The organism is Marinomonas maritima (assembly GCF_024435075.2).
In the GTDB taxonomy this organism is placed as follows: domain Bacteria; phylum Pseudomonadota; class Gammaproteobacteria; order Pseudomonadales; family Marinomonadaceae; genus Marinomonas; species Marinomonas maritima.
The window spans coordinates 492,009-518,951 of sequence record NZ_JAMZEG020000002.1; the positions used below are offsets into that span (position 1 = coordinate 492,009).

The window sequence follows — 26,943 nt, forward strand, 5'->3', positions numbered from 1 at the left end:
ACTTACTTTAGTCACTAAAGCAAAAATAAAACACGTCGCATTGGCGTGTTTTATTTTTTGTGCGCCATTATTTTTTCTGAAATGTCGATTTTCTTCAATTTTAAAAAATATTCTATCGCTAAGATTGAACCTCAAATTTAATGTATTAGAGGTTTTTATGTTGGAACGTATTAATTATTATGCAGCGGCACCAGATGCTATGGAGATTTTATTTAAACAAGAAAGTATTTTAGGTGAGCAGTTTAGTGGCATACCAACATTGGGTATGACCATTTGGGAATTGGTCAAGTTACGTGTTTCGCAAATCAATCAATGTGCTTTTTGTTTGGATATGCACAGTACCCAAGCGTTAGAAATGGGGGAGACTTACGAGCGAATGATTGCACTCAATGCGTGGCAAGATTCATCGTTGTTTTCAGAGAAGGAGCGTTATGCTTTAGCGTTGGCTGAGCTTCTCGTAGCCGGACATTCTGTCGACGATGCTAAATATGAAGAAATGCTGGCTACCTTTGGTGAATCTGGACTAACCTATTTGATCATAGCGATAAACGCCATCTCTAGTTGGAATCGAATGGTAAAAGTATTCAAACCTAAGGTGGGTAGTTACCGTTGAAAAAAGAAACTTTTCAACGGATTGGTACATTAGGAGACTAATATGACATCGCCCTTGTTGTTTGACATCATTTTCCCACAGGGGCCTCTGTCTACATGGTTACAGGCTATTTGGTCGGCACAAATTCCGATGGATCAAAAAAGTGTCACTCGCCGCTTAATTGCTGATGCCGGTAGTGGTTTGCTGTTTAACCTTGGGCAACCTATTTCTATTGATCATCGGCTATTCAGTGACCAAGTGATGTTCCAACCGACTAATAAGCAGGCGCATATTATTCAGTTATCGCCGGGGACTGAATTAGTTGGTGTGCGATTCCAACCCGGAATGGGTCGTCTATTCTTGGAGAAAATGGATGAAGGCAGTGTGATTTCAGACTCTCCCCAGACGTCTGTATTCATCCAATCTGTCTTTAAAAAACTAGAGATAAGCCTTAATGCCAAACAGCGAATGTCGTTGTTAAACGAGGTGTTTGATAATGCGGTTGATAGCATGAATCACCTTCCTGATTTTGTAGAGCAAGCGACCGAGTTGTTACAACAATCTTCAAAAGTGGACATGTTAGGGATGCTCCCTCTTAGTCAGCGTCAAATCGAGCGACAGTTCCAGAGTCGGTTGAGCATGTCTCCAAAATATTTTCAACGATTGAGGCGAGTCAGAGCCGTACTTCTTGCCTTACAGCAACCTAGAAAACACACAAAACTAGCAGAGCTCGCTCTAGAATACGGCTTTGCTGATCAAGCTCATATGACGCGTGAATGTCATCTAATTGCGGGTATTACACCATCTCGCTATATTAAAGGTAAGCTGGAGCAGGAGCTCTCAGAACAGGCGCATCGATAAAAAAGTATTTTTTTCATTGGTGCGAGTCACATGCTTCACTTATCATCCCAACAATGACCTCAACATTTCAGTATAAATCCGTTTATCTTCCCGTTTTCCTTGTGCTATGGCTGGGTTTGTTTTTAGACAGCCAAGTGGTGGTGGCCCGTCTGGAGTACGGTCAATGGCTGACCAACGGATTGGTTTTATTGTGTTTCATTTGGGTGTATTTCAGCGTCACACGAAAAATAAAAAAGCTGATGTTGTATGGTGTCGGTTTGGCCTTTTTGGGTGAAGTCGTTTTTTCGATTATTTTAGGTATGTATGAATATCGTTTAGCGAATGTCCCGATTTATGTGCCTTTGGGACACAGTTTGGTTTACGCTGCGGTGTTTTATATACACAAAGAAAAAGTTATTCAACGCCATAAAGTGATGATCACCTCGGTGTTGTATTGGGGAATGATTGTTTATTCCAGTCTTTGGTTAATCTTCGATCAAGACTTGCTTGGCTTTCTTTGTATGCTAGCAGTGGTGTTACTGCTGAAGAAGAAAACGGGGAATGAGTTGTTCTTTCTCATTATGTTTTTCATGGTGGTGTATTTGGAGTTGCTTGGTACTTATTACGATTGTTGGGTTTGGCCTGATACGTGGTTTTCAACAATCTCTTTTATTACTAGTAGCAATCCACCAAGCGGTATCAGTGTTTTCTATTTTGGTTTCGACATCGGTTGTTTGTGGATGTATAAAAAACTCAATAGTCAGAACTGGAAACGAATGAAATCGATTCGGCTTTTAAGAAATTCTTAGGCAAACAATACCCTAAAACAACAAGACGTAAAGAATAGCCTTTACATGGCACCGCTCGTGACGCCGAGCAAAGACCTCAAATACATGTCGTATCAATCGTTAGCTTTTTAAAGCCCCGCCTTGATCTAAAAGCAACTCACGTAGTTTACAAAAAACCTCAGAGGATTGACGAACGCCATCGTGCTCGTAACTGTTTGTTAGCCACACTTGTGTACTACCGACGTGCTTGGCTGTCGCCATAGAAAGCGCCTGTGGCACATACATGTCGTTGTAATAAACAGCTGCGACAACGGGCACTTTATTTTGCGCAAGCTTGTCGAGGTCGTAAAGCGGCGCATAATCCTGGTAGTCAGCAAGGGCGTTAGCGGCCCCAGCAAAAGGGCGTAATGACGTAATTTGCTCAAACATCCACGGGTACATCATTTCCCCTGTTAACATTAAAGGGGAATGATCAGCATGGAATTCGTTGTATTGTCCTCGAAGCTGTTCTGCTGCCCAGCGGGTGCTCTCGTTAGGCCGACCATAGATACTCTCATGAATCACCGCAAAAAGAGGGCCTTCGTGATAATTGGTCAAGTTCATGGCTTGCTCTAGAAATACATCGCTGAGTTGAGTTTTATCGCTGCCAGCAAAGGCTTCGTCAATAAACCAATGAACTTGATCGATCCCGGGTCCCATGCCTAAAAGAATACCAATACTTTGGAATCGTTCTAGTGTGAGTACATCACCATCGGGTAAAAGTACTTTCTCGCTCGTTAGGCACGTTGCAATTTTCGCCATGGTCTTAGCGTCATCAGGGTAACGAGCATAATAGTCTTGATTCTTTTCTATCACGCTCTGATACGTTAGCTGATAAACATCGTGTGCCGAGGCTTCTAAACCAACAAGCCCTCCTGTGATATAACAAGCAGCAAGACCTTCTGGCGCTTGGGATAAATACGCGAGGGTAATAAAGCCACCATAACTTTGACCCAATGTTTCAAATAAACGACCTGCATAAACCGTTTTACGAAGGTGCTCGCAATCCGCCACAATACTGTCGGCACGAAATTTAAGCAGATAATCTCGGCCTTCTTCAGCAGACAGTTTACTAATCAGATGTTTATCAACACGACTACTTCTACCTGTGCCTCGTTGATCGATTAAAATGACGCGGTGAGTTTTTAATGCTTCGACCATCCAAGGCAGTGAATCTGGCATGGGACGAGGGGATTTCCCACCAGGACCGCCTTGTAAAAATAGCAGCAATGGCAGTTCGTCATCAGCTCGGTTCAAGCTCACGACTTCGCGGGCAAAGAGTATAATGCTTGGGCTGGTGGTGGGTGATTGCCAATCCAGAGGAACCTCTAGTTCATAATCGGTAATGAGCATTCCTTTCATTTTGTATTGCTTATTTACAGCGTTCATTCTATCCCCTTTTTTTCTATGTACTTTATTCCGTCGTAAAGAGCTCTTTAAGCATTGGCTCTGGGTTATTTAGGAATGCTTTGGTGACTTCATAATGTTCAGTATCTTCGTATTTTATTGGGTAAATTCCCGTTTTATCGATCTGATAAATTTTCGCTCCTGGATACGCCATAAGAATCGGTGAGTGTGTTGCTATAATAAATTGCGAGTGATCATTGATTAGTTGATGCATTCGACTTAATACAGCCAATTGTCTTGTCGGGGAGAGCGCGGCTTCTGGCTCGTCAAGGAGATAAAGCCCATTTCCCCCGAAGCGTTTCAGCATAAGTGCTAGAAAAGATTCACCGTGGGATTGTTGATGCAATGATTTTCCACCATAGCTGTATTTAATTTGGGTACCTAAACTGGGCTCTTCATCCAATTCATCAATATTGGTAGCAACGTTATAGAAACTCTCCGCTCGAAGAAAAAAACCATCTCGGTAGCGTTTAAAAGATTTTGAAAGGCGAAGGTAGCTGTGTAGATCTGAATGCGTGTTGCGAGTACCAAAGTTGAAGTTTTTGGTGCCGCCTTCTGCATTGAACCCTAAGCTGACAGCGATCGCTTCGAGCAGGGTCGATTTGCCACTGCCATTTTCGCCGACAAAAATGGTTACTTCTTTATCAAACTCAATAAAATCTAGCTCTTTTACCGCAGGGATAGAAAAAGGATAAACGTCGAAAGAGTCGATCAACTCTCTTTTTAATTCGATTGTTTTTAAATACGGTAGCGGTTCCATGCTGCTCTCTACTCATGCTACTGGTTAGTGAGGTGTATCATAGCCTTTGTTTACACGAAAAAAGAGCCTCAAATGAGACTCTTTAGATAATTCTTAAACACGATAGCAATATAAAGTTAGGCTACCCAAATCTGTTGTACATTGACGAACTCTCGAATTCCTTGTGGGCCAAGCTCGCGGCCATACCCTGATTTTCCAATACCGCCAGACGGTAAGCGAGGGTCACTTTTGACGATACCGTTCACCGCAATTTGTCCCGATTGTAAGGTATTAATCGCTTGATCAATGATGGTTTGGTTTCGTGTCCAAATACTGGCGCCTAAGCCGTATTCCGTATTGTTGGCCAGTTCAAGGGCTTGGTCTATGTCTTTAATCGGACTGATGCTTAGCACTGGGCCAAAGGTTTCCTCATCAAAGGCGGCCATGCCGGGTTTCATGTCCACCAGCAGAGTCGGTGGATAAAAGAAGCCTGAGCGAGAGGGTAAATCCCCCCCCACTAAGCAACGTGCTCCAGCGTCGATGCTCTGTGTTACTTGGAGATGGAGTTGGTCTCGTAAATCCTCTCGAGCCAATGGCCCTAGATTCGTACTTTCATCTGTTGGATCACCACACTTTAGTTTGCTAAAGCGCTGTCGTAACGCTTCGCATACCTCATCGTAAATTGTCTGTTCGACGAACAAGCGCTTCACGGAAATACACGACTGCCCCGCATTGACCATCCGCGACAGCGTAATCACATTTAGGGCTTTCTCTAAATCTGCATCCGCCATTAAGATGCAAGGATCGGAGCCACCTAACTCAAGCACCGCGGGTTTTAATCCTGCGGCAGCCTGTGATGCAATGGATTGCCCAGCCTTACTTGAGCCAGTAAAAGACACGGCTTTAACAAGAGGGTGATCGATCATTTTACTCGCTACCGAATTCGGTACGGTTAAATTTGTCACCACGTTTTCTGGTACGCCGGCGTGATAAAAACACTCCATTAATTTCTTCGCTGTGGCAGGCACATTTGGATCGGCTTTTAACACGCAGGTGTTGCCCGCCATCAACGTGGGGGCAAGAAATCGTAACGCCAACCAAACAGGTGCGTTCCAAGGCAAAATCCCCAATACGGTGCCAAGAGGAGGGTATTGCACATAACTGTGACTAGCATCCGATTCCAGTGTTTCGGGTGCTAAAAAAGTCGCGGCGTTTTCGGCGTAATACTCGGCACACCATGCGCTTTTTTCTACTTCAGCAAGACCTTCTTTAATAGGCTTGCCCATTTCTAAGGCCATTAAATCCGCAAGCTCGGCCTTGTTGTTACGCAAAGTGGCAGCGACAGCCTGTAACATTGTCGCACGCTTCGCCATGCTTTTTTCTTTCCATTGAGTAAACCCCTCTGCCACGCTATTGATGGCGGAATGAGCTTGTTCTAAAGTCATTGCTGGACAAGGGGGTAAAGCTTGTCCAGTGGTTGGGTTCGTTGTTTCTAGCATAGTCACCTCTTATCAGCTGGCGGCTTTCTTGTTGCTCGCCTTGGTTTTCTTTGCGGCATTTTTGGCTGGAAACGCACTTGAAAGGTCAATGGCGGACGTTTGATCAGCAAGAGTTGGTTTCACGGTGAAGTCACGATCCATATTAAAAAAGGATCGACAGCCGTCTTCAGTTATTTCAATGGTGTCCGAAATACCGCAGGTTTTATTGCCTTCAATGCCCCACATCCATGGAATCATATGGAAGGTCATACCGGGTTTTAACACCGCCGAATTCCCTTGTTTTAAGCTAATGATATAGCCTTCATCCCAGCTTGGAGGGAAGGCGATGCCAATGGAATAGCCCGAGCGGGTAATCAGGCTCGCTCCTACTTGGTTGTCCATAATGATATTGCGCACCATATTATCTACGTCCGACACAGTCATGCCTGGTTGCACCACACGATGAATTTCATTGAGTGCGCGTTTCATTATTTCCTGTGATTGATACATGGCGTCCGACAGCTCGCCTAAAATGACCGTGCGCATCATGGCGGTATGATAACGACGATAACAGCCGCCTACTTCCAGAAAGACATGTTCGCCATCTTGAACGGTGCGGCCTTCAAAAGTTGCGTGGCCAATCATGGTTCGCGGGCCGGATGTGACATACGGCATCACGGCGGGTGTTTCGCCACCCGCACGGAACATAGCCGCCGCAATCTCGGCGCCGATTTCATTCTCCGTAATACCCGGTCGGCAAATTTCAATACCTGCCTTCATACCCGCTTCCGTGGCGAGCGCGGCGCGGCGCATGACCATGATTTCTTCTTGCGACTTACAAATCCGACCTTCTTCCACAATGCCGAAGCAATCCATTAATTTGGCATTTTTCAAGGTGGTATGAATGCAATCTTGTTGATACGCAGGAAAGAAATAGCTGTTTCTTTCATAGCCAATGCGTTTGTCGCCTAAGCCAAATTCACGTAATGCATCGACCAGCATTTGGATGGCATCGCCGGTGTCTGGATAAGGGCGCGTTATTTCCACCCAAGTGCGCGCAAACACGTTAGATTCTTCTAACGCCCGAGTAATCATAAACGGCTCTTTATCCAGCGGGATCACTAACGCCTGAAAGAAGGAATAACCCGTCGTCTGATAATCGGTTAAATAGGTGATGTTTTCTGGATCGGTGATCACAATGGCATCCAAACGGCGCTCTGCTATACGTACGCGCAATTCGTCTAACCGACGCTGATATTCAGCAAACGTAAATGTCATATCATCGCGTTCAATCATGCGGCTTCCTCCATAACAAAGCGTACGGCGCTTTTTAAAATATCCAGGCCTTCCATCAAATCCGCCTCAGGAATCGTCAACGGAGGAATGATCTTCAACACTCGACCCCCTTTGCCGCAAGCCCCAATCATTAAGCCTTTTTTAAAACAACGCTGTACAATTTTAGCCGCTACTTCACCGCTGCCCATGTCCAAGCCTAAAATAAACCCTTTTCCGCGCAGCGCTTTAACACTGTTTTCAGTGAGTAAGGGTTCAAGGGCATGACGGACTTGCTCCGCTTTTATCGTCACTTCAGACATCAGCTTGTCGTCTTCAAAATAACTCAAGGCTTCTGCACCAGCGACAAACGACAAGTTTTGTCCACGGAATGTTCCGGTATGCTCACCTGGCGACCAATGTTTGTCCAAATCTGGATGCACCAGATTCATTGCCATGGGCGTGCCTGCGCCGCCGATGCCTTTGGCCAAGGTGATAATGTCAGGGTTAATGCCCATGTCATCAAAGCTGAAATACGACCCAGTACGACCGCAACCGACTTGAATATCATCCACGATCAACACAGAGCCAAATTCTTTTGCGAGTTTTTCTAACGCCTGCATCCACTGTGCACTGGCGATGTTGACACCGCCTTCCGCCTGAATAGTTTCGACCATGAATGCCGCAGGCGGTTTTATGCCACTGGAAGGGTCGCGGTATTGGCTTGCCAGTGCTTCTAGTGCGTCAAGTGCCGCTTCTTTGTCGTGCTCTTGATCAAATAATTCATGGCTGACGTGCAGTAAAGGCACGCCAGACGCTTGGCGAAAATAGTCGTTCGCCGTCGCGGCCAATGCGCCGAGCGTCATGCCGTGAAAGCCTTGGCTAAACGCCACGATATTGTGTCGTCCGGTGGCCTTTCTTGCCAACTTCATCGCGGCTTCCACTGCATTTGTGCCGGTTGGACCCATAAACTGCATGCAATGTGGCATGTTTCTAGGTTCTAAAATAACGTCGGTAAATTTCTGCATAAAGTGCGCTTTGGCTTGTGTCTGCATATCGAGACTGTGTAACACGCCGTCTTTTTGCAGGTAATCAATCATGGCCTGCTTCATACGAGGATTGTTGTGACCAAAGTTCAATACCCCAGCGCCAGCAAAGAAATCGATGTATTCCTTACCATCTTCGTCAACTTGACGAGCGTTTTTCGCCGTAACAAAAACCGTTGGGTACGTGCGAGCGTAAGCTCGAATGTTGGATTCTCGTTGTTCAAAAATGCTCATATCGTCTCCTAAGTAGCCGTTTGGTTATCTATTTGGTAAGTGATTGATTACGAAGGCCAGCCAGTTGGCAAAACCAACGGCAAACATCCGCAATCAGTCGATCATTGAAATCGTAATGAGGACTATGGCAAGGAACGTCATGTCCTTCGCCATCGTTGCTGCCAATCAAGGCGAATGCCCCTGGAATGGCTTGCAAGTAGTAACTAAAATCTTCCGACGCCATAATAGGCAAGGCTTGCCCATGGTTTAGCGTTTGTTGACCATACAGCGATTGCCACGCATCTCGGGCTTGAGTAGCTGGTGCTTTATGGTTGATGGTGGCTTGATAGCGGGTGTCATGTTGCACCACACATTCCACGCCATAAGCGGCTGAGGTTTGTGTTGCCACCGCAGAAATATGCTGATTAAGAAGCTGACGTGTTGCTTCATCTGGCACTCGAATACTGCCATTTAGCGTGGCGCTTTCTGGAATCACCGTCGGTGCCGAGCCGCCATTCATTTGCGTGACACTGATTACCGCGGTTGCTTGTGGCGCAATGCGTCGGCTAACAATTTGCTGTAATGCCACATTCACCGCGCTGGCGGCGAGTAGCGGGTCTGCGCACAATTCTGGTTGACTAGCGTGTCCGCCGCGACCTTTAAATTCCATGCTAAAAGTGCCATTACCACACATGACAATATCGTCTGGACAAGCAATAGTGCCGTAAGGTAAAGCGGGCCAATTATGCCAACCGTAAATAGCTTTAACACCTTCTAATGCACCATCTTTGATCATTTCACGAGCGCCATGAAAACCTTCTTCAGCGGGCTGAAAAATCAATACCACCGGTTGAGGTAATTCATGTTCAAACTGTTTGAGCCAACGGGCAGTTGCTAATAGGGTTGCTGTATGACCATCATGACCGCAAGCGTGCATGCAACCTTGATTCAGCGATTGCCACTCTTTGCCCGTTTGTTCGTGAATCGGTAAGGCGTCCATATCGCCACGTAACGCAATTGCCGCGCCTTTAGCTTTTTTATTCAACCAAGCCACGGTGCCTGTTTCTGCGCATGCACGCCATGAAATATTCAGCGCATCAAGCTGACTACGAACCAGTATCGCGGTATTTTTTTCTTGCCAGCTCAACTCGGGATGAGCATGCAATTGCCTACGCAAGGTTTCAGCAAAGGCAATATTTTTTTGCCATGAATCCTGCATAACGAACCCCTTAATAAAATACAAAGTGATAAAGAATCTCGTAAGACTTCATACAGTAGTAATTAAATAATGAAGGGGTTGCAAGTGCGTAAAATCAAAATAATGTCAATAAAAAGCAGAAATTGTAGAAAATAAAACTTGAAAGAATCAAAATAAACGCTCAAAACAAACACATAGAGAAATATGAAAAAACTTTAAAAAAACTTAAAAATTCACATTTATTTCTCTAAATGATGCCGAAAATCGGCATTTTCACGTTCTCTAAAAATACGCGTGAATGCCCCAATATTAAGCAGTTAGCTTAAAGTCGTGTTTAAAAATAGATACCATGTCTAATGATTTGTTGTGTAAGGATTATATTCTATTGAATATTACAGATCTAACTATTAGAGGTGTAACTTTATACCTTGGACGATTAATTTCAACCCAAGACAAAAAGAGAGCAAAAAAAGAGAGAACTAATAACGCTTAATAAAAGTATTATTGACGAATAAATACTGCAATGACTTGGGTTGATATTAAAGTTCCCGCTTATTTTTTTAAAAATAGCTAATAAACAAGGACTAGCTTAGGCCAATGATTTAGCCACTGCTTCGATTTTACTCGATGCTTAAATATGGCCTTCGTGCGTTTTGTGTTGTGACTCAGTTTTAAATCAAATAGCGAATCAAAGCCAAAGACAGACACGCATTCATAATCTTGATTTTCGAGTTTACGAATTGCCACTGCCGTTTCTTTTTCAGGCCAATAACTCATGGCATCGACCGAGTTTAGATAAGGCTTGTCGTTATTTCTTATATGCATTCTTGCTTGGTTTCGAACTTGCCAATTTAACTCTGGCATCAAGGTCAACAAGCGAGCTTCAAGCTCTAAATACTCATTCTCGTTACTTTCGCTAGCATCATAATAAATTACGTCAACGTCGTTTAATGGTGTGGGTGTTTGCTTACCGTGTAATGAGTCCCATACTAAATTTCTGATAAAGCCAGCCGCTATGTAACACTGAGGTAAGCTAAGAGAAGCAACGCTTTTAAGCGCTTTTATACGAACTTTGTCTTGCTCAATTAATCGAATAATTCTATTCATTTTTGCGGTTCTGGTAATACTGGCGGCGTGCTATCCATATAGGTTAAGAAGTTTTCCCATATATCGTGAGTTCTTTGCTTTGTTAATTTAGTTTTGCAAGAAATAGCCATGACGCCACGAATAGTGCCCTCTCGCCATTGTGTATAGACTGAATCGCAGTGCGATTTCATGTAAGTTTCCCAGTCTTTTTGAGCCAGTTTGATTGAGACTATTAGCTCTGGATCGTAGTCATTGTGTTGGTAACTTGTTCTCAGATATTTGTGCATTTCATCGTCTGCTACTCTCAGATCCATGGCAGCACATTGGTTTGTATCCATGGTTGTTATTGCTTTATCACAATCTATCGCTGTCTCAGACGCGGAAACGGAAAGAGAGAATGCGGCGAAAACCAGAATGATATATTTGTTCATAGTTATCTCTAATATGCGTAAGAATAGGTGTGTGGTTATTAATAAGGGAGAGCTCTATATTCGTTTTTTGGTTAAATGGCCGCGCCATTTCCACTCCAAATAGGCGAGTGTACCGACAAAAAAGGCTTCTCCCACCAAATGAAATACGCCAAAGAGACTGGCGCTATCGGCGTAATGAAAAGTGAGCCTCAGGCAGTTTATTACCCAAATAGAGTTTGCTACCACTAATACAATGATGGCTATCATCGATCGGTTTTTTATCATTGAAAGAGACAGAGAATAAACAGCATAGGACAAATTAATTAGGGCCATCGACACCAGTAACGCTTCTGGTAACTGATATAAACCTTGCAGCCAGTTTGTGGAGGAAATAACGGCAACACCGGCACAAGAGGCTGCTATTCCGTCTATCAATAGAATGTTCTGACGAATATCCATGTCTCTTACCACGTTCCTTTCAAGCAGGAGTTAGTTATGAGTAAACGACTTTAAATCGTTCTAAGACCAACAGCATGTCTTCGCTAGGTTGGATGTTTAGTTTTTCACATTCAAGAGAAAAAAATACCCAGTGGGCTTTTCGCCACCAAGCCAACGTTTTGTCGCCTTCACCTTCAGCAGCGGCAAATTCTTCGGTCACATCACAATATCGACAACGTGAAATGGCGTTTATTTCAATAATGCAAATAGGCTCACCGGTCCAATTAGTCACGACCTGTAGATGACCGATTTTTGGCATGGCTTCGCCTTGGTTGCTATACCAATAATCCATACTACAAGACGCTTGCTTTTCGCCGCGTAGAATTAAGTCAGCGCACGTATTGGCATTGTCTTCATCTGAACAGAAATAATCTGAGCTAAAAGAAGAGTACTTTTCGGCCGCGCCTAGTGGAAGCGAAAGTAGGTATTGGTTTAAGTAGGTTTGGCTGCGTTCGTCCATGATGCCCTCGTATATTATTTTATTGCCAAAGTATTTCGTAAACGGGCTTAAACGTACAGCCTTGTTAGATTTTTTTTGCTTCGAGTCTGGTCGTTACTTTTTCCATGACATACTCAGGCGCAACGGTTCCCGCTTTACTGATAACACAGCCAATGGACGTGCCTTCCGCGACCACTTTATCACCAACAAAGAAGGTGTGTATCATGTGAAAGAATTTCTCATCCCAGCCGATTATTTCCATCGTCACTTCGTATTTTTGAAACGGTTTTAGTGAGCGTTTATATTTCATCGTATGCTCTGCGATAACAGGCATCCAACCTTCTTTTTGCATGGTTCTGGCTAAACCTGTGCGGATAAACATATCGACTCTCGATAGGTCACAAATAGTCAAATAGCGGCCGTTGTTCATATGCAAATTAATGTCTAAATCATTGGGTAAAACTCGTAATTTGAGCGAGTTTTTCGGGTGCTTAATTGGTAATTGCGGTTTGAATTTTGACGCGATCAACAACATGATCATTCGGAAAATTAAGCTCATTGTAGGTTCCTTTATTATACTTATTAGCAATATGCTATGGGTGTTATTTGCCTTACTGACAGGCCTGCATTAATGCTAATTTTCTTTCTTTTTCGAAACCAGTACAGAAAAAGCCAACAATGCTAACAATTTACGCTTTAAACCGTATGTATTTGGGGGAGGGCTTAGAAGGAACATTGATTTGACCTATTTTCTCAAATTGTCTCAAAAGACAATAAGCCACAAAGTCATCAAAACACTTTTAAATACGCTGCGTTTATCGACTCATAGCAAATATTGAGGTTCTTAGGTTTTATTCCAGTGCATTCACGTTAGCGAATCGAGGATTCATTGATATACCAAGTATCGTCTTTACGGTGAATGCCAATAACGATCAAGGCTTCACGTTTTTCATAAAGGCCTTTCCACACGAAGCGAAAGCAGCCGTCATGATCGCCTTCGCGATAGCCTTGTAAGGCACCAAAATACTCGTAACCGAGGTTCATGCCATTTCGCGCTTGCATGTGTTTGATGTCGTTTTGAAAGCGCTCCATAGAAAAATCGACTAGATCTTTTTCTTCATAGTGCTGAATGAATAGCTCATAATTGCCTGTATCGTCGGCCTCAAGCATTTCCTTGAGAAAGTTCTCCGCGATGGCTTTTTCGTTTTTCAAATCTGACACGATTAGCATCCTTGTTTTCACTTTAAAAATTTTGATTTATATCGTTTATTTTTCAAATTTCATATGCAAATTATTGATAGTCTAAAAGGCTTAGCCCTTCTGTTTGACATACTTTAACGATGGCTTTACGTTGAGCCAATTTACGTAAATACTGGGACAGATGTGTAAAAGATAAAGGTGGCGTTTTGAGCTCATCAGCCCAAACAGCCAGCATGAATAGGAAATAATCACAGACACTGATTGTTTCCCCCACAAGAAACTCTTTGTTTTCCAGTTCATGGTCAAGCAGCTTTATTATGTCGGTTATCCTACTTTCTTGAGCGTCTATAATATTCGGTACATTCTTAGCCTCTGTGGTATGTCTTTGAGGATAAGAATAGATCATTAATTCAGCTTGAAGGGTGTTGGTTAAATACATCATCCATTGGAAAAAAAGCGCTCTTTTTTTGTCGCCTATAGACGGTATCAAATTAAATGAAGGGTGTGCTTCAGCTAAATGTATGCAGATAGCGGGGCTCTCGAAAATAGCAAAACCATTATCGATTAAAGTAGGAATTCGGCCAGTAGGGTTTAAAGCCAAGTAACCAGCAGATTTTTGTTCCTTATTTTTTCGATCCACCATGATGAGTTCAAAATCAGCATTCAACTCCTCAAGTACAAAGTGAGGCGCCATGCTGGCATTTAATGGATAGAAATATAATTGGTACAAGAGACGATCCTTATATTGTTGTTTACGTTAAAGTGTAAGATAAAACATAGTTGTTGTTTTTTCGCCTTCAAAATTAAAGTTAAGCCCTTCAACCACCTAGAATCATCTAACGTTTTATAAAAAGTGATGGTAATAAGGAGGCTTATCAGCCATGTACTGACTCTATCACGGAAGGTGATAAACGATGGGCAAACGAAAAGCCTTGAGTTTAAATTTTAACCAACTCCAAACATTTCCCTTCCATTGCCTTAGCGTCTTCAGAATCATGGGTAACAAGCAACGCGGGGATATTTGCTTGGCGTATTTCGGTAAGCACGAAGGCACGTACGTCGCGGCGTAGTGCTGGGTCGAGTTTGCTGAACGGTTCGTCGAGCAGTAAGTAGTCAGGCTGAGAGAGTAATGTGCGAAGTAAGGCGACACGGGCTTGTTGGCCGCCGGATAGCTCTTTCGGTAACGCGTTGGCTTTGTCGGTCATACCGAGTCGTTTTAGCGCATCGTGGGCGAGTACAAGACGGTCTGGTTTACGAGTTTTGTTTGGTAACGCAAACAACAAATTTTCGATGATGCTCATGTGCGGAAACAACAAAGGCATTTGTTGTAGTAGGCCGACTTTCCGCATTTCTGTCGGTTTTGTATGGAGTGCGTCGCCATTAAGAAACGCTTCGCCAGAAGCGGTAAACGACGGTGCTAGCGTGCCGCTTAGAAAGTTCAACAAGCTGGATTTTCCAATGCCGCTTGGTCCCATGATAGACAAGACGTGACCGTCAGCAATGTCGAAGCTTAAATTTTGGATCAATGGTTTGCCGTTCGATGACAAAGAGAATGCGTTGACGCTCAGCACGTTTTATCCTTTTTTGTTAATGCCTTTTTAAGCCGTTTTTTGATGGTGAGTCGCCATGCCGTCCAGCGGCTTGGGATGATCTGCGCTAGCCAAAATACCATAACGGGAAAGAATGCCTGTAACAGCGCCATGCTGCCGACTTGTTTTCGGTCACCAGATGCGGCTTGCGCCACCGCTTCGGTAGTTAATGTGCTGTAGCGGCCTTCGCCTGCGATTAACGTTGGCAAATATTGCGCGATACTGACGGAAAACCCCATGGCAAACGCAGTAAATAAAGCGGGTTTGAGCATGGCGATTTTGACACTGACGTAATGACGCCAAGGTCGATGGTTTAAACGATTTGCTTGTAATAAATAGTCTTCGTTATAGGCCAAATAGGGGGCTTTCAACGTGAGGTAAACATAGGGCAATACGTACATGAGGTGCAAGGCGATAATGGCGCACAGGTCACCATTTAGGTTGAGGTATATCAGTAACACATGCAGACCAAATAAAAAGCCAATTTGCGGCAACAAGATAGGCACATAAATGAGCCAGTCAAAGGCATGTTGCTGTGAAGGGGTAGCAGAACTCGTTATGCTATGACGCTTTATTTCCAACATAAGCAAGCTTATGCCACAGGCGATCACAGTTGAAAACAACGCAATGATCAAGGTGTTAGCGCTGAGTTCCATTAACAGCGGCGTAGCACGTTCTATGTTGTCCCAAGTCCACTGAGATGGCAGTGCGTCGGGGAAGCGCCAGCGTTTTGCTAAAGACCAAAAGGGCAGCAGAATAAGGGCTATAAATGCACTTAGTAAAGTAAAAACGCCTAGAATAACGCCAGTGCCCAGCAAGATGTCTGACACGCCGTGACGTTTACCATTGCTGCGTTCACATCGCGTCATGGCGCTAAACACTTTATGAGCCAGTTCCCAGCCCCCAAGCACTAAAAAAATCGTAATCATTAAGAATATTGCGCCCGCGCTGGCCGTGTAACGCATGGCCAAATCGGGATCATTGAACCAGCGGAATAAAGTCACCGCTAGGGTAGACGGCGTATTTGGCCCAATGACTAATGCTAGATCCACGACGGTTAAACTAAATGCCACGACGATAAAAATAGGCAAACGAATAATAGGATAAAGCTGAGGAATGAGTACTTTACGCCACAAAGTGAATCTGCTGTAACCTAAAGCTTGGCATGCTTGCATGCATTCTCGTGCTTGAATGCTTTTCATTGCAGCGAGCATGACAAACAACAAGTAGGGCATTTCTTTGATGATTAACGCGAAGATCAATGAAATGCCATAAGGGTCTTGTGCGGTTATCCAATTCGGCGGGCGTTCAAAGCCAGTTAGCCAAGGGCTGAAGAGTCGTACAATCCAACCCGAAGGACTCAATAAAAACAGCAAACCAATCGCTATGGCGGCGTGAGGAATGGCTAAAATAGGTGAAAGCAGGGCTTCTATTTTTTTGAAAAAAGGCCGTTGATAACCCCAAGCTAATAAAGACAACGCCAACCAAAGTGCCAATACGGGCGCACCAATGCCCGTGATTAAGGTCAGTTTTAGGCCTGCGTAAAATTCTCCTTGGGAAAACACGTTTCGCCAAGGGGATAAAGAAAAGCCATATTCGCCCAGTGGGGGGAAATAATGAAAAGCAGGAAGCAAGGTGCCGACCAAACCAATGACAATGGGAAAAATCAGTAAAACAGTGATAAAACCTGTGATCCATTGAATGTGTTTTAGCGGCATCTTGCTTCTTATTACTTATGTCGTTTTTGTTGAATGATGAATTACTGGGCGTAACGCTGACGCCATTCTTTTTCTAATGCGCCAACCCAGCTTGCGTGAGGTTCTGGTAGCGTTTTTCCAAGCTCTTCAATGTTCAGTGTTGCAATGCCACGTGGTAATGCATCGAATTTAGCTTGGTCGTCTTTCGACAGCTTTGCGTAGGATAAAACGCTTAAATCCCCCCAAACTGTTGGTGTTTGTTTTTTGATTTGTGCCTCGGGTGACAGTAAAAAATTAGCGACGACTTGTGCGCCAGCTTTCACGCCGCTGTTGTAAGGAATCGCTAAAAAATGCGTGTTGCCAATGGTTCCACCGCTAAATACATAAGAACGTACTGTATCGGGTAAGTTGCCTTTGTCGATCTGTACGGAAGCCGCCGAAATATCAAAGCTCAGGGCAACGTCTATTTCTTGATCATCCAGTAAACGCATCATTTCTTCTGAACTGGATGGAAAGCTTTCGCCGCTGCGCCATGCGACGGCGTGTAGCTCATCAAGATATGCCCACATTGTCGCGGTAATTTTGTCAAAATCAACGCTGTCTACTGGCTGAGAAAGGGCTTTTCGATGCGGTGAAAGTTCGTATAAAGCTTGCTTTAAAAAAGTCGAGCCAAGAAACTGCGGTGGCTCAGGGTACGTAATTCGACCCGGATGTGCTTTGGCATAAATGAGCAATTCGGGAATGGATTTCGGCGGATTACTTAAGGTTGCGGTGTCATGCATAAAGATGACTTGTGCCATGCCCCAAGGGGATTCCATGCCATCGACTGGCGTACCAAAATCCTGAGTGAGGCTTTGACGCGCATTTTCATCGACGTATTTTGTGTAGCTAGGTAAAGTTTGGCTAAAAGGGCCAAACAGCAAGTGGTTGTCTTTCATAGCACGGAAGTTCTCACCGTTAAGCCAAATAAGATCAATGGATCCTTTGGTGTTTTTACCTGCGGCTTTTTCAGCGAGTACGCGGTTTACCGCATCGGATGTGTCGGTCAGCTTCACTTGTTTTAAGGTGACATCGTAGTCGTCTTTAATACGATCTGCTGCCCATTGAATGTAGTCGTTAATGTTGTCTGCGCCGCCCCAAGCATTAAAGTAAACGGTCTGTCCTTTGGCTTCTTGTAGGGTGTTTTTCCACTTTTCTGACGTTGAGCTGGTTTGAGCTGAATGAGCTAGCATGGATGAGGTGGACAGTACTAATGTGGCGGCGATGGAAGCGGCAACGAACGATTTTTTCATTCCTTTCTCCTAATTATTATGGGCTATTGAGTCTAAGACGGTATGGATGTCCAATTTCTTACAGTTCTGGGAATTGTTTTTTATTAAAAATCGGTTTTAGCGTACCATGTTGCTGGCTGAAATTGGCGAATCTCACACTGTGCCTTTTCTCATTATAATATGAGCACAGTAATGTACGAGGTGTTATGTCTTATCAAATTTATTCTCATGTCTTGCCGAGTGCGACACCCGGTACCCAGCGCATTTTAAAAGCACATCATTTTGGTGAAGCGGGCGCTCGCCCTAAAGTGTATTTTCAAGCGGGTCTTCATGCTGACGAATGGCCTGGCTTTTTGGTGTTGAATAGACTGATTAAGCTGCTGAAAAAAGCAGACAAAGCGGACTTGATCCAAGGTGAAATCGTTATTGTGCCAGTGGCGAATCCGATTGGCTTGGCGCAGAATTTCCACGGTTACATTCCGGGGCGCTTTGCCTTTTCGGATGGTGGCGGTAATTTTAATCGCAACTGGCCTCAGCTCGGTTCGAAAGTACACAAACGCATTAAAGACGATGTGACGGGTGATGCGGAAACGAATGTCACGCTGATTCGCAAGGCGATTCGAGAAGAGCTGACGTTATTGCCAGAGAATACCGAGTTACAAGGTATGAAAAAGATGTTGTTGGCGTTGTCGATGGACGCCGATGACATTATCGATCTGCATTGTTCTGGCGAAGCTTGTATGCATGCGTATGTGGCACAAGAATTTGAGGATCACTTTAGGCCTTTGTTGGCGTTACTGGATGCCAACGTTGGTTTGTCAGAATTAGAAACCGGTGCGGCATCGTTTGATGAAACCAATGTCAGCGTGTGGCGGGATTTAAAAGCCCATTACGCGCATCTAGTGCCTTGGGGCAGTCGTTCTTTGACCGTTGAATTGCGCGGTGAAAATGACATTTCAGAGGGATTAGCACAACAGGATGCCAAAGCGCTGTTCGATTATTTGATACTGCGCGACGTCGTGTCCGGCGAAGCGCCCATCATTGACGACAGTGACGTAAAATATTATCCATTAGATGCCATGGACTTAGTGAAAGCGCCGTGCGCTGGTATTGTGTGTTATCACAAAACCATCGGCGAGGAAGTCGAAGCGGGCGAGGAAATTGGCGAAGTGGTTAATCTGATGGAAGACGATGTTGATACCTCCAGTTACCCTTTGATTGCTCGCACCAATGGTGTGTTTTTTGCTCGAGTGCAACGACGTTTGGTGGTGTATGGCGAATCCATCGCAAAAATCGCCGGTAGGGAGCATCTTGCTTTTCGTGAAATTGGGCACCTTTTCGAAGACTAGCACGTCCGAAGACTAGCACGTTCGAAGATTAGTAAGTTTTAACACTAGGCAAGATTATTTTGATACAAGCACAACCTAAAATAGAGGCTCATACCTCATTAACCGATGAGCAGACGCTTGTTGTCCATCATGACCTTATGACACCCGCGAAAGTGATTGCCGTGGCGGGTGCAGGAAAAACCACTACACTCATTTCACGTATCGAGCATCTATTGGTGCAAGGTGTGGATCCGTCTCATATTGGCGTGTTCATGTTTAATAAAAGCGCTCAGGAAGAGTTTGCAGATCGTTTGAGTAAGCGACTTATGTCGGTCGGGCACTTCCGTTCACCGAGTGTGATGACCTTTCATGCGTTTGGTATGAAGTTCTGCCGCCGATTAGAACAGCAAGGTTGGCTACCGTCAGCAAAGCTGGTCACTGATGACTTTAGCTTGATAAAGATGCTCCGCGAAGCCTTGCAGCGCTTGGTTCGAAACGGCGAAAAAATCGCCATGTTAGACGAGAAAGACTGGCTCGAAGACGTGTTGCTTTTTATCGATCAAGTTAAAGCCTCGGACTTATCGGCTTCTATCGTGTTTGAAGCCTTAGGTTGGTCAAAAGAGCGTCAGTTCTTCCCCGCGTTATACGATGAATTAGAACGGCTCCGAAAACGCAACAATATTCGTTTTTTTGCGGATTTACTCAGTGACCCTTACGAGTTAATTAGCGAACTTGCCGAGCCAGAGAGAGTCCGAATACGCGGTTTGGTACCGGACTTCCGTTATCTTCTTATTGACGAATTTCAAGACATTAACCCTTGCCAATACGAGTTGCTTAAGCAGCTTTATCCGGCGCCTTGCCAATGGATGATTGTTGGCGATGTGCAGCAATGTATTTATGAATGGCGTGGCGCAAGTCCAGACATCATGGCGACACAATTTGATGAAGACTTTGCCAAGGTTGCGACGTATCCGCTGAGCACCAGCTTTCGTTTTGGTCATGCGGTGGGGTTAATGGCGTCGAGCGTGATAAGCGAAAATGATCCAGACGCTTTAGTGATTGGCGCGGGGGAGCGTACTCGAGTGTCCTTTGCTCGTGCGCCAAAAACCGGCAAGGCGTTGTTAGGTGAGTTAAAAGCGTGGGTTGATGAAGGCAAAGCCTTGAGTGATACGGCAGTATTAGTGCGTTTGTACAGTGATATGGTGCCGGTGCAATTGGCTTTGATGCACAAAGGCGTGCCGTATCAGTTGCACGGCGATTCGCCATTGTTGGAAAACCGTCAAATTCGTATGTTGATGGCGTATTTGGCGGTGATTGCTGGTGGCTTAGAAAGCACAAGTGCGTTCTTTCGTCCTGATGATATTGAATATTTACTCACCGTACCGAGCCTTGGTGGTTCGTTTGCGCAACGTAAAACCTTGATTCAGCAAGCCAAGCAATCGCCGCATTTATTGCCACAAATTATCGAATCCGTCGCGGATGCCACAGAGGGTTGGCGCGCCAAAAAACTGTATGAACGAGCGGATTGGTTACGCAGTTTAACCATTTATCGTACTGATCCCGCACAAGGTTTGGCTCACACTTTGGAGAAGCTGGGTATTTATCGTTACTTTGAAAGCACCAGCAGTAAGGATATTCAAACTCAAGAAAAAATCGCCACCTGTGATGCGTTTATGGCCTATGTTCGCGGCGTAGGTGGTGACGCAAAATCGATTTTAGAGCAACTGGCCGCTTTGAACGAACGACATACCGATGACAGCCACGGCGTGCATTTGATGACGATTCATAAATCCAAAGGGTTGGAGTTCGATCAAGTATTACTGTCGGGTTTACAAGAGGGGCGTTTCCCTTATTACGAGGAAGACCTCAGCGCGATAGATAAGCAAGCCGCGATGGATCTAGCTTCAGAGCGACGTTTGTTTTATGTGGCCATTACGCGGGCTAAACAGAAGTTAGTGTTACTAGAAACACCAACGTCAGATGAGCATAAACGGATGAAACAAGGTGATATTCCGCGCGCTGCGCTAAAGAGCTTGTCCTTGTCGAGATTTGTGTTTGAAGCTCAACCTTATGCGGTCAGTCGAATCTGTGAAGCGTGGTATGTTGAGGCCAATGACGATCCCATTGATACAGAAAAAGGCTCGGTTTTTCAGCGTTATTTGAATGCCGTGACACCGTCGCCATTATTGACTTTTCGTCATCGGGTGGAAGGTAAAAGTCATTTGAAACCGGGCGACAAAGTACGTCATGACCAGTTTGGACAAGGCGTTGTGGTGCGACAAGAGCAAGGCGAGAAACAGATGATCTTCGTTGATTTTGGCGAGATTGGCCTAAAACGTTTTAATCCGAAACATACTCAATTAATTAAACTGTCTTCACGAACGTAATTTTGAATAAGAGAAACAAGATGTCCATTCCTTTGATTGATCTAGCTAAATTAACCCATGAGAGTGATTTGATTCGCCAAGATGAAATACGCAGTTTAGACACCGCGTGCCGAGAAATAGGTTTCTTTTACCTAACCAATACGGGCATACCAAAAGAATTGATGGCGGCGTTGATGCGCGAAGCCAAGCGCTTCTTTAATCTGCCGCAAGAAGATAAAAATACCATCGATATCAAGAACAGCATTAACCATCGTGGCTACGGTAATATTGGTGAAGAGCAGCTGGACGAAGTGAGCCATGCGGATTGGAAAGAAACCTTTGATATGGCGTTGGATTTTCCTGCCAACCATCCCTTGGTGGCAAAATACCCGACCATGTATGGGCCAAATCAAAACCCAATGAACCCTAAGACGGTAGAAATTTTACAAGATTACTATGTAGAAGCGTTCACCGTCGCGCAAAAATTGCTAACAGCGATGGCGCAAGCGCTGTCTTTAGACGATGATTTCTTCACTCGTTGTTTTACCGATCACGTGACGGTATTGCGGATGATTCATTATCCGCCACGTCCAGCAAACGACCATGATAATGGCGCGGGCGCTCATACGGATTACGGTTGTGTGACCTTGTTATTGCAAGATCAGATTGGTGGTTTACAGGTGAAAAACCGCCAAGGTGAGTGGGTCGATGCGACGCCGATTGATAATGCGCTAGTGGTGAATATTGGTGACTTGATGCAACGCTGGACCAACGATGAATACGTGTCGACAGCGCACCGAGTGCGAGCGTCTTTACCCGATGTTCATCGTTACTCGTTTCCGTTCTTTGTCGAGCCTGACTACGAGACCAGCGTCACTTGCGTTCCAAGCTGCGCAACTGAACAAAAACCAGCGAAATACGACGCCATATTAAGCGGTGATTGGATTCAATCGCGTTTTGATGCAACGTACGCTTACAGAGAAAAAGATGAAGCGCTTTAATTCTCGCCTTCTCGTTAGCGGTAAAGGCTAAACGGTACGGACTAAGCCGTTGCCAAAAGCAGGGTAAAAAAATGACCGCTAAGCGGTCATTTTTAATAATTCTGGTAATGGTTTAATGTGATATTTATTTTTATTGATTCTTGCTATGTGACCCGCAGGAACCAGTGTCCAGCTATCGCTCGATAGATCTAATGGTTCAGAACCAATCACAATGTGATGATCGAATTCTTTGCAATACAGGCTTGGCGCTTGTTCGTCGCTGGAAAAACGCACCGCAATAATGTCTTCACCGTCTGAAAATACGGCAGTAAAACGCAGCGGGTCTTCAATTTTTTTGAGCTTCATCATGTCGATGATTTGCGTCAAAGTAACGCTGATCGCATGTTCTGGATTGGCTTCTAAACCATTGGCAATCATCAACAAAAAAATAACTTCTGAATCTGTCGCGCCGTGTCGATGGCTATATAGGTACTCGGGAATCAGACGATCCAACTGCCAGCGTAAAGATTCATAGCCGCCAATTTGACCGTTGTGCATGAACAACCAATTTTTGTAACTGAATGGATGGCAATTAGAGCGGTTGGTTTCTGTACCGGTTGAAGAGCGAACATGGGCAAAGAATAAGCCGCTTTTAATATGTTTGGCCAGACTTTTTAAATTACTATCGCTCCAGGCTGGCAATACTTCGTGATACAGGCCGGGTTCTTCTCGTTCATCGTACCAGCCTAAGCCAAAACCGTCGGCATTTACGGTGACTTCTGATTTTCTTGCGCTTAAGCTTTGGTGTATTAAAGAATGCTCTTGTTTAAAGAGCAATGACTCAAGGTAGACGGAATCCCCTTGATACGCCATCCAACGACACATGTGTTTCTCCTAGAGTGATAAAAAGAGAAGCGATTTACTTCTCTTTTTATCTTAATTTAAAACGCTATTTTTGTGACAGGGCTAGACATTGAAATAGCTGATTTTAGCGGATAATTGAGTGGCTAACGCTGCCAATTGCTCCGCCGATTGGCTAATGGAATGTATGGATTTCGTTGTTCTGGACGTAATGTCAGTGATGTTCGCGACATTACGACTTACTTCAGAGGTGACGGATGCTTGCTCTTCTGCCGTTGCAGAGATTCTATCATTCATTTCACGAATCTTAGACACAGACTGGTTGATATTTTGTAAAGATACTTCTTCGTGCTTGACCTGATTTACGGCGTCGGTAGAGCGCTGATGACTTGATGTCATGGCTTTTACGGCGGAGGTAGTACCACTTTGTAAAAGGGTGATCATTTTTTCGATTTGCTGAGTAGCGTCTTGCGTGTTCTGAGCCAAATGGCGTACTTCGTCTGCGACAACAGCAAAGCCTCGTCCTTGTTCACCAGCACGCGCCGCTTCAATGGCCGCGTTTAAAGCGAGTAGGTTGGTTTGTTCTGCGATACCTAAAATAACATTCAGAATACTGCTGATCTCTTTCGTATTGGATTGAAGTTCATTTATTGTTGCGGCTGAACTGGATATTTCTGTGGCCAACTCTTGAATGCTACTAATGGTTTTAGTAACAATAACCGTGCCTTCATTGGCGGCAGTTTCGGCATTATGGGCCGCTTGGCTTGCATCGGCAGTAGATTCGGACACATGAACGGAGGTTGCCTGTATTTCTTGTATGGCTTGAGATATTTGGTTTGTTTCTTCTTGCTGACGATCTACCATTTCGGATGATTCGTCCGTAATGCGGTTTAGGTCGTTGGCCGCGTTGGTTAGCATGGCGCTGGACTCGGAAACATCGTGTAAGATGCTGCTAAGCTGAACAACCAGTTTGTCCATTGCTGTTTCTAACATGCCAATTTCATCTTTACGTGTACTAGCAACTTTAGATTGAACTAACTCACCTGACGCAATTTCTTCTGCACGTCGTACGGCTTTAATGAGTGGTTTGCATATACCGTTTACAATAATAATGCTGACCGTAATGCCGATAGCAATCAATACCGCCGCCAATACGCCGCTGGCATAAATAGTCTGGTCTAGTTTGTCATTTTGGTTTTCAGCAACGGCGGTGTTGTATTCATCGATAGAAGCAATAATAACTTCCATTTGTTCGTTTACGGTGATTAGGCTGGCATCTGCCAAACGTCGAGCTTTGCTGGCCTGCATTGTTTTTAGTTTCACCCACCAGCTGTAAGTTTCTGTACTGGCTTCTAGGAAAATCGCTTGCTGCTCTTCAAGGGTGGTAATTTGTTCAAAAAGACTGTTTAAACCGTCATTCTTTGGCATAGTGCCAAGAATGCTTTTGACATTTTCTATACTAGCGATCATCTCATCTGTGTAGGTTTTAAATTTTTCAGCCGATTCTGCGATTTGCTCCGTTCCATATCCACCCATGGATTTCGCGATAGACACTTGGAAAAAACCACGCTCAAATTCGACAGATTGTTGGAGTAATAACTGACGACTTTTTTCTAGGTTTTTCATTAATTGGAGGCTCTGCGATGAGAGGCTCTGTAACTCAGACGACACAGATTTACTTGAAAGGGCAGAGCTTATGCTCATGCCAACAATCACCAATGAAAAAAGTGCGATGAGTGAGAGTATTTTTGTTCGTACGGAAAAATTCAGCATGTTTAAATCCAATGAATTAACGATGTTTGGTGATGTCTCTTTCCAGCAATACTTATGCCAATCAAGTTGTGTTCCTTCACTCTAGGAATGCAACCTTTAACTAGACTGCGTAACGTGTACTTTTTAATCTGAATTTGGCAAAATTTTGATTGGTTTTGAGAATGCTCAGTTAACGAAGTTTTTAATGATTAATTTCAATGGCTCGTAGAAGAGTGAAATGTGCAATAAAAACTGATGCTTATAAAGATAACGTGAAATGAAGAAAGAAGCATAGTGGTATTTCTACAAAATGCTTCATTTCTGTGCGTTTGTTGCGTTACTTGTCAGAAGAGGGTGCCGAACTGATCACGACGTCGTTGCCATCAACTGTAAAAAAGAAACAATCACGGCGATTCGTATGACAAGCAGGACCTTTCTGATTTACTTTGAGTAGGATGCAGTCACCGTCACAGTCAAACGACATAGACACTAACGTCTGACGATGACCAGAGCTTTCACCCTTGCGCCAGTATGTTTGACGAGAGCGAGACCAGTAACAGACTTGCCCTGTATCCAAGGTTTCACGAATCGATTTTTCATTCATGTAAGCCAGCATTAATACTTCGCCAGTATCGTGTTGTTGCGCAATGGCGGCGATCAAACCATGTTCATCTGTTTTTAAATTCGCTAGTACCGTGTCTAGCGACAGTTTGTCACCCTTGGCCAGATTTTCGTACGCTTTTAAACTCATGTTGTTACCTTCTGTAGAAAGCACCTTCTGCTGAGAGTACTTTTGTAAAAAATGCCTTTAGAGAGACACCTTGCTGTCTGAAATCGCCCCTTTGCCGATACCTTCAAAGCCATGAGCTTCAATGTGCGTACCAGGGTTTTCTTGAGCCAATACGTTTGCAATATGAGCAGAGAGGGATTCCACCGTGGTATCGCAATCCAACATGTATACTTGATTGCTGTCTATCATGAGTTCAAATAACCCTTGTTGGCTGGTGTAGCTAAAACAATGATAACGACGGCCGTCTTCTTCAATGAATTTATCTAAGTCTTCTTGTGTGCCTAAATAAATATCTTTCCAGCGATCTGCCCAGTCTTTTTCCATGGCATCATTACGAATACCATCGGCGTATATTCCAACCGTAGAACGATGACCATGGGCAATACGCTGGCAATTACCAGCGTGCTTTTTCAAACCGTGGCTATATTGGTATTCTGCGCCGTCAATTTTTTCTGGTGAGAAACGCACACTAACCGCTTCAAGCTCCGCTGGTAACAAGTTCAATATTTGTGATTCAACCCACTTGGCGGCAGCATCCGGCGTAATTTTCGCCATTGGTAAAACGCAAATAGCCTGAGTTGGCGCGTCACATTGAAAGCGACGGCTGTCGTCTGGGTTTTCTTTACTATGATCAAAGCGAAACGAAACGCGATCATTGGTTAGCTTGGTTAAAGACGACCCTACATGCTCAGCAGGAATGGCTAGCATGTGATCGATGTGATCATCTAACCATTTTTTGATGTGCTTCTTAACAATACTAAAATCGCAAATCATGCTCTCGTCATTTAACTTACCAGTCAGAACGATGTCCGTCTGCCAGCTTTCACCCAACAGACCACGTTCCGTATCGAAGTACGATAAATCTACATGGGTCAGGTTTTTTACAAATAGCTTCAACGTGCGACTCCTCAATGCTTAATGGCGGGTATCTTACCGTAAATAAATAAGTCGATATAGAGTGGTGCAACGTAGGAAAAAGCACTAGGACAATGAAATAGAGGTATTTTTTTAAGTATTTGAAAATACGTAAGAAAGGCGGTTGATATTTCAATTTGGCTGCGTAT

At 44.3% G+C, this 26,943-nt stretch carries 27 protein-coding genes; 7 read left to right on the forward strand and 20 right to left on the reverse strand.

The window, feature by feature from the left end; genetic code table 11:
• The first annotated feature begins 157 nt into the window (after window positions 1–157).
• From M3I01_RS08340 to M3I01_RS08350, 3 genes are read left to right on the forward strand one after another with little or no spacing between them, the layout of a single operon-like run.
• The gene (locus tag M3I01_RS08340) at window positions 158–613 is read left to right on the forward strand and encodes a carboxymuconolactone decarboxylase family protein (RefSeq protein ID WP_255895333.1); all 456 of its coding nucleotides are present in this window, start codon (window positions 158–160) and stop codon (window positions 611–613) included.
• Between the two features lie 42 nt (window positions 614–655).
• Window positions 656–1,453: a helix-turn-helix domain-containing protein gene (locus M3I01_RS08345; RefSeq protein ID WP_255895334.1), complete on the forward strand. Its 798-nt coding sequence runs from the start codon at window positions 656–658 to the stop codon at window positions 1,451–1,453.
• 53 nt (window positions 1,454–1,506) lie between these two features.
• Entirely contained in the window at window positions 1,507–2,241 is a 735-nt protein-coding gene (locus tag M3I01_RS08350; protein ID WP_255895335.1) for a hypothetical protein, read from the forward strand.
• 99 nt (window positions 2,242–2,340) lie between these two features.
• Here M3I01_RS08350 and M3I01_RS08355 read toward each other — a convergent pair whose 3' ends face one another.
• The 16 genes from M3I01_RS08355 to M3I01_RS08430 all read right to left on the reverse strand — a co-directional run bounded on the left by M3I01_RS08355 (window position 2,341) and on the right by M3I01_RS08430 (window position 17,823).
• The gene (locus M3I01_RS08355; protein WP_275565022.1) at window positions 2,341–3,648 is read right to left on the reverse strand and encodes an alpha/beta fold hydrolase; all 1,308 of its coding nucleotides are present in this window, start codon (window positions 3,646–3,648) and stop codon (window positions 2,341–2,343) included.
• Between the two features lie 25 nt (window positions 3,649–3,673).
• Entirely contained in the window at window positions 3,674–4,426 is a 753-nt protein-coding gene (locus M3I01_RS08360; RefSeq protein ID WP_255895338.1) for an AAA family ATPase, read from the reverse strand.
• 116 nt (window positions 4,427–4,542) lie between these two features.
• Entirely contained in the window at window positions 4,543–5,904 is a 1,362-nt protein-coding gene (locus M3I01_RS08365) for an NAD-dependent succinate-semialdehyde dehydrogenase (RefSeq protein ID WP_275565023.1), read from the reverse strand.
• 12 nt (window positions 5,905–5,916) lie between these two features.
• Window positions 5,917–7,179: an ectoine hydrolase gene (gene doeA, locus M3I01_RS08370; RefSeq protein WP_255895341.1), complete on the reverse strand. Its 1,263-nt coding sequence runs from the start codon at window positions 7,177–7,179 to the stop codon at window positions 5,917–5,919.
• Complete coding sequence (locus M3I01_RS08375; RefSeq protein WP_255895342.1) at window positions 7,176–8,435, reverse strand: aspartate aminotransferase family protein; 1,260 nt, start codon at window positions 8,433–8,435, stop codon at window positions 7,176–7,178. The genes doeA and M3I01_RS08375 overlap by 4 nt, the downstream gene beginning before the upstream one ends.
• 28 nt (window positions 8,436–8,463) lie before the next feature.
• Complete coding sequence (gene doeB2, locus M3I01_RS08380) at window positions 8,464–9,633, reverse strand: N(2)-acetyl-L-2,4-diaminobutanoate deacetylase DoeB2 (protein WP_255895343.1); 1,170 nt, start codon at window positions 9,631–9,633, stop codon at window positions 8,464–8,466.
• Between the two features lie 549 nt (window positions 9,634–10,182).
• The gene (locus tag M3I01_RS08385; RefSeq protein WP_255895344.1) at window positions 10,183–10,719 is read right to left on the reverse strand and encodes a nucleotidyltransferase family protein; all 537 of its coding nucleotides are present in this window, start codon (window positions 10,717–10,719) and stop codon (window positions 10,183–10,185) included.
• The gene (locus M3I01_RS08390) at window positions 10,716–11,129 is read right to left on the reverse strand and encodes a lysozyme inhibitor LprI family protein (RefSeq protein ID WP_255895345.1); all 414 of its coding nucleotides are present in this window, start codon (window positions 11,127–11,129) and stop codon (window positions 10,716–10,718) included. Before M3I01_RS08390 ends, M3I01_RS08385 begins: the two co-directional genes overlap by 4 nt.
• A 54-nt stretch (window positions 11,130–11,183) precedes the next feature.
• Window positions 11,184–11,567: a hypothetical protein gene (locus tag M3I01_RS08395; RefSeq protein ID WP_255895346.1), complete on the reverse strand. Its 384-nt coding sequence runs from the start codon at window positions 11,565–11,567 to the stop codon at window positions 11,184–11,186.
• A 34-nt stretch (window positions 11,568–11,601) separates the two neighbouring features.
• Window positions 11,602–12,066 carry an ASCH domain-containing protein gene (locus M3I01_RS08400; protein ID WP_275565024.1) on the reverse strand — a complete coding sequence of 155 codons (465 nt, stop codon included), beginning with the start codon at window positions 12,064–12,066 and terminating at the stop codon, window positions 11,602–11,604.
• 64 nt (window positions 12,067–12,130) lie between these two features.
• Window positions 12,131–12,604 carry an acyl-CoA thioesterase gene (locus M3I01_RS08405; RefSeq protein ID WP_275565025.1) on the reverse strand — a complete coding sequence of 158 codons (474 nt, stop codon included), beginning with the start codon at window positions 12,602–12,604 and terminating at the stop codon, window positions 12,131–12,133.
• Window positions 12,605–12,915: 311 nt separating this feature from the next.
• Complete coding sequence (locus M3I01_RS08410; RefSeq protein ID WP_255895348.1) at window positions 12,916–13,266, reverse strand: hypothetical protein; 351 nt, start codon at window positions 13,264–13,266, stop codon at window positions 12,916–12,918.
• 70 nt (window positions 13,267–13,336) lie between these two features.
• Window positions 13,337–13,975, reverse strand: coding sequence for a glutathione S-transferase family protein (locus M3I01_RS08415; RefSeq protein WP_255895349.1), 639 nt, complete (start codon window positions 13,973–13,975; stop codon window positions 13,337–13,339).
• Window positions 13,976–14,183: 208 nt separating this feature from the next.
• Window positions 14,184–14,816, reverse strand: coding sequence for an ATP-binding cassette domain-containing protein (locus tag M3I01_RS08420; RefSeq protein ID WP_255895350.1), 633 nt, complete (start codon window positions 14,814–14,816; stop codon window positions 14,184–14,186).
• Window positions 14,810–16,552: an ABC transporter permease gene (locus M3I01_RS08425; RefSeq protein WP_255895351.1), complete on the reverse strand. Its 1,743-nt coding sequence runs from the start codon at window positions 16,550–16,552 to the stop codon at window positions 14,810–14,812. Before M3I01_RS08425 ends, M3I01_RS08420 begins: the two co-directional genes overlap by 7 nt.
• A gap of 41 nt (window positions 16,553–16,593) precedes the next feature.
• Entirely contained in the window at window positions 16,594–17,823 is a 1,230-nt protein-coding gene (locus M3I01_RS08430; protein ID WP_255895352.1) for an ABC transporter substrate-binding protein, read from the reverse strand.
• Window positions 17,824–18,008: 185 nt separating this feature from the next.
• On the opposite strand from M3I01_RS08430, the gene M3I01_RS08435 reads away from it, so the two are divergent.
• Genes M3I01_RS08435 through M3I01_RS08445 form a run of 3 tightly spaced genes read left to right on the forward strand, consistent with a single transcriptional unit; the run spans window position 18,009 to window position 22,497 of the window.
• Entirely contained in the window at window positions 18,009–19,151 is a 1,143-nt protein-coding gene (locus M3I01_RS08435; protein ID WP_275565026.1) for a succinylglutamate desuccinylase/aspartoacylase family protein, read from the forward strand.
• A gap of 59 nt (window positions 19,152–19,210) precedes the next feature.
• Entirely contained in the window at window positions 19,211–21,517 is a 2,307-nt protein-coding gene (locus M3I01_RS08440; protein WP_255895354.1) for an ATP-dependent helicase, read from the forward strand.
• 20 nt (window positions 21,518–21,537) lie between these two features.
• Window positions 21,538–22,497: an isopenicillin N synthase family dioxygenase gene (locus M3I01_RS08445; protein WP_255895355.1), complete on the forward strand. Its 960-nt coding sequence runs from the start codon at window positions 21,538–21,540 to the stop codon at window positions 22,495–22,497.
• Between the two features lie 78 nt (window positions 22,498–22,575).
• On the opposite strand, the gene M3I01_RS08450 is transcribed toward M3I01_RS08445, so the two are convergent.
• Together M3I01_RS08450 and M3I01_RS08455 are read right to left on the reverse strand one after the other, a co-directional pair.
• The gene (locus tag M3I01_RS08450) at window positions 22,576–23,361 is read right to left on the reverse strand and encodes a class II glutamine amidotransferase (protein WP_255895356.1); all 786 of its coding nucleotides are present in this window, start codon (window positions 23,359–23,361) and stop codon (window positions 22,576–22,578) included.
• Between the two features lie 81 nt (window positions 23,362–23,442).
• Complete coding sequence (locus M3I01_RS08455; protein WP_255895358.1) at window positions 23,443–25,041, reverse strand: methyl-accepting chemotaxis protein; 1,599 nt, start codon at window positions 25,039–25,041, stop codon at window positions 23,443–23,445.
• Between M3I01_RS08455 and M3I01_RS08460 the strand changes: the two genes are divergently transcribed.
• Entirely contained in the window at window positions 25,034–25,195 is a 162-nt protein-coding gene (locus M3I01_RS08460; RefSeq protein WP_255895359.1) for a hypothetical protein, read from the forward strand. The genes M3I01_RS08455 and M3I01_RS08460 overlap by 8 nt on opposite strands.
• A 231-nt stretch (window positions 25,196–25,426) precedes the next feature.
• Here M3I01_RS08460 and hisI read toward each other — a convergent pair whose 3' ends face one another.
• Both hisI and M3I01_RS08470 read right to left on the reverse strand, forming a co-directional pair.
• The gene (hisI, locus tag M3I01_RS08465; protein ID WP_255895360.1) at window positions 25,427–25,840 is read right to left on the reverse strand and encodes a phosphoribosyl-AMP cyclohydrolase; all 414 of its coding nucleotides are present in this window, start codon (window positions 25,838–25,840) and stop codon (window positions 25,427–25,429) included.
• 57 nt (window positions 25,841–25,897) lie between these two features.
• On the reverse strand, window positions 25,898–26,776 hold the full coding sequence (locus M3I01_RS08470; protein WP_255895361.1) for a 6-carboxytetrahydropterin synthase: 879 nt from the start codon (window positions 26,774–26,776) through the stop codon (window positions 25,898–25,900).
• Between the last annotated feature and the right edge of the window lie 167 nt (window positions 26,777–26,943).

Excerpts from the sequence above, each read along its gene's own strand:
- M3I01_RS08350 (WP_255895335.1), top strand. The coding sequence starts at position 1,507 with ATGACCTCAACATTTCAGTATAAATCCGTTTATCTTCCCGTTTTCCTT.
- M3I01_RS08450 (WP_255895356.1), bottom strand. The coding sequence starts at position 23,361 with ATGTGTCGTTGGATGGCGTATCAAGGGGATTCCGTCTACCTTGAGTCA.
- M3I01_RS08435 (WP_275565026.1), top strand. The coding sequence starts at position 18,009 with ATGTCTTATCAAATTTATTCTCATGTCTTGCCGAGTGCGACACCCGGT.
- M3I01_RS08425 (WP_255895351.1), bottom strand. The coding sequence starts at position 16,552 with ATGCCGCTAAAACACATTCAATGGATCACAGGTTTTATCACTGTTTTA.
- M3I01_RS08445 (WP_255895355.1), top strand. The coding sequence starts at position 21,538 with ATGTCCATTCCTTTGATTGATCTAGCTAAATTAACCCATGAGAGTGAT.
- hisI (WP_255895360.1), bottom strand. The coding sequence starts at position 25,840 with ATGAGTTTAAAAGCGTACGAAAATCTGGCCAAGGGTGACAAACTGTCG.
- M3I01_RS08345 (WP_255895334.1), top strand. The coding sequence starts at position 656 with ATGACATCGCCCTTGTTGTTTGACATCATTTTCCCACAGGGGCCTCTG.
- M3I01_RS08390 (WP_255895345.1), bottom strand. The coding sequence starts at position 11,129 with ATGAACAAATATATCATTCTGGTTTTCGCCGCATTCTCTCTTTCCGTT.
- M3I01_RS08460 (WP_255895359.1), top strand. The coding sequence starts at position 25,034 with ATGCTCATGCCAACAATCACCAATGAAAAAAGTGCGATGAGTGAGAGT.
- M3I01_RS08365 (WP_275565023.1), bottom strand. The coding sequence starts at position 5,904 with ATGCTAGAAACAACGAACCCAACCACTGGACAAGCTTTACCCCCTTGT.
- M3I01_RS08385 (WP_255895344.1), bottom strand. The coding sequence starts at position 10,719 with ATGAATAGAATTATTCGATTAATTGAGCAAGACAAAGTTCGTATAAAA.
- M3I01_RS08355 (WP_275565022.1), bottom strand. The coding sequence starts at position 3,648 with ATGAACGCTGTAAATAAGCAATACAAAATGAAAGGAATGCTCATTACC.
- M3I01_RS08455 (WP_255895358.1), bottom strand. The coding sequence starts at position 25,041 with ATGAGCATAAGCTCTGCCCTTTCAAGTAAATCTGTGTCGTCTGAGTTA.
- M3I01_RS08360 (WP_255895338.1), bottom strand. The coding sequence starts at position 4,426 with ATGGAACCGCTACCGTATTTAAAAACAATCGAATTAAAAAGAGAGTTG.
- doeB2 (WP_255895343.1), bottom strand. The coding sequence starts at position 9,633 with ATGCAGGATTCATGGCAAAAAAATATTGCCTTTGCTGAAACCTTGCGT.
- M3I01_RS08375 (WP_255895342.1), bottom strand. The coding sequence starts at position 8,435 with ATGAGCATTTTTGAACAACGAGAATCCAACATTCGAGCTTACGCTCGC.
- M3I01_RS08400 (WP_275565024.1), bottom strand. The coding sequence starts at position 12,066 with ATGGACGAACGCAGCCAAACCTACTTAAACCAATACCTACTTTCGCTT.
- M3I01_RS08405 (WP_275565025.1), bottom strand. The coding sequence starts at position 12,604 with ATGAGCTTAATTTTCCGAATGATCATGTTGTTGATCGCGTCAAAATTC.
- M3I01_RS08340 (WP_255895333.1), top strand. The coding sequence starts at position 158 with ATGTTGGAACGTATTAATTATTATGCAGCGGCACCAGATGCTATGGAG.
- M3I01_RS08430 (WP_255895352.1), bottom strand. The coding sequence starts at position 17,823 with ATGAAAAAATCGTTCGTTGCCGCTTCCATCGCCGCCACATTAGTACTG.
- M3I01_RS08395 (WP_255895346.1), bottom strand. The coding sequence starts at position 11,567 with ATGGATATTCGTCAGAACATTCTATTGATAGACGGAATAGCAGCCTCT.
- doeA (WP_255895341.1), bottom strand. The coding sequence starts at position 7,179 with ATGATTGAACGCGATGATATGACATTTACGTTTGCTGAATATCAGCGT.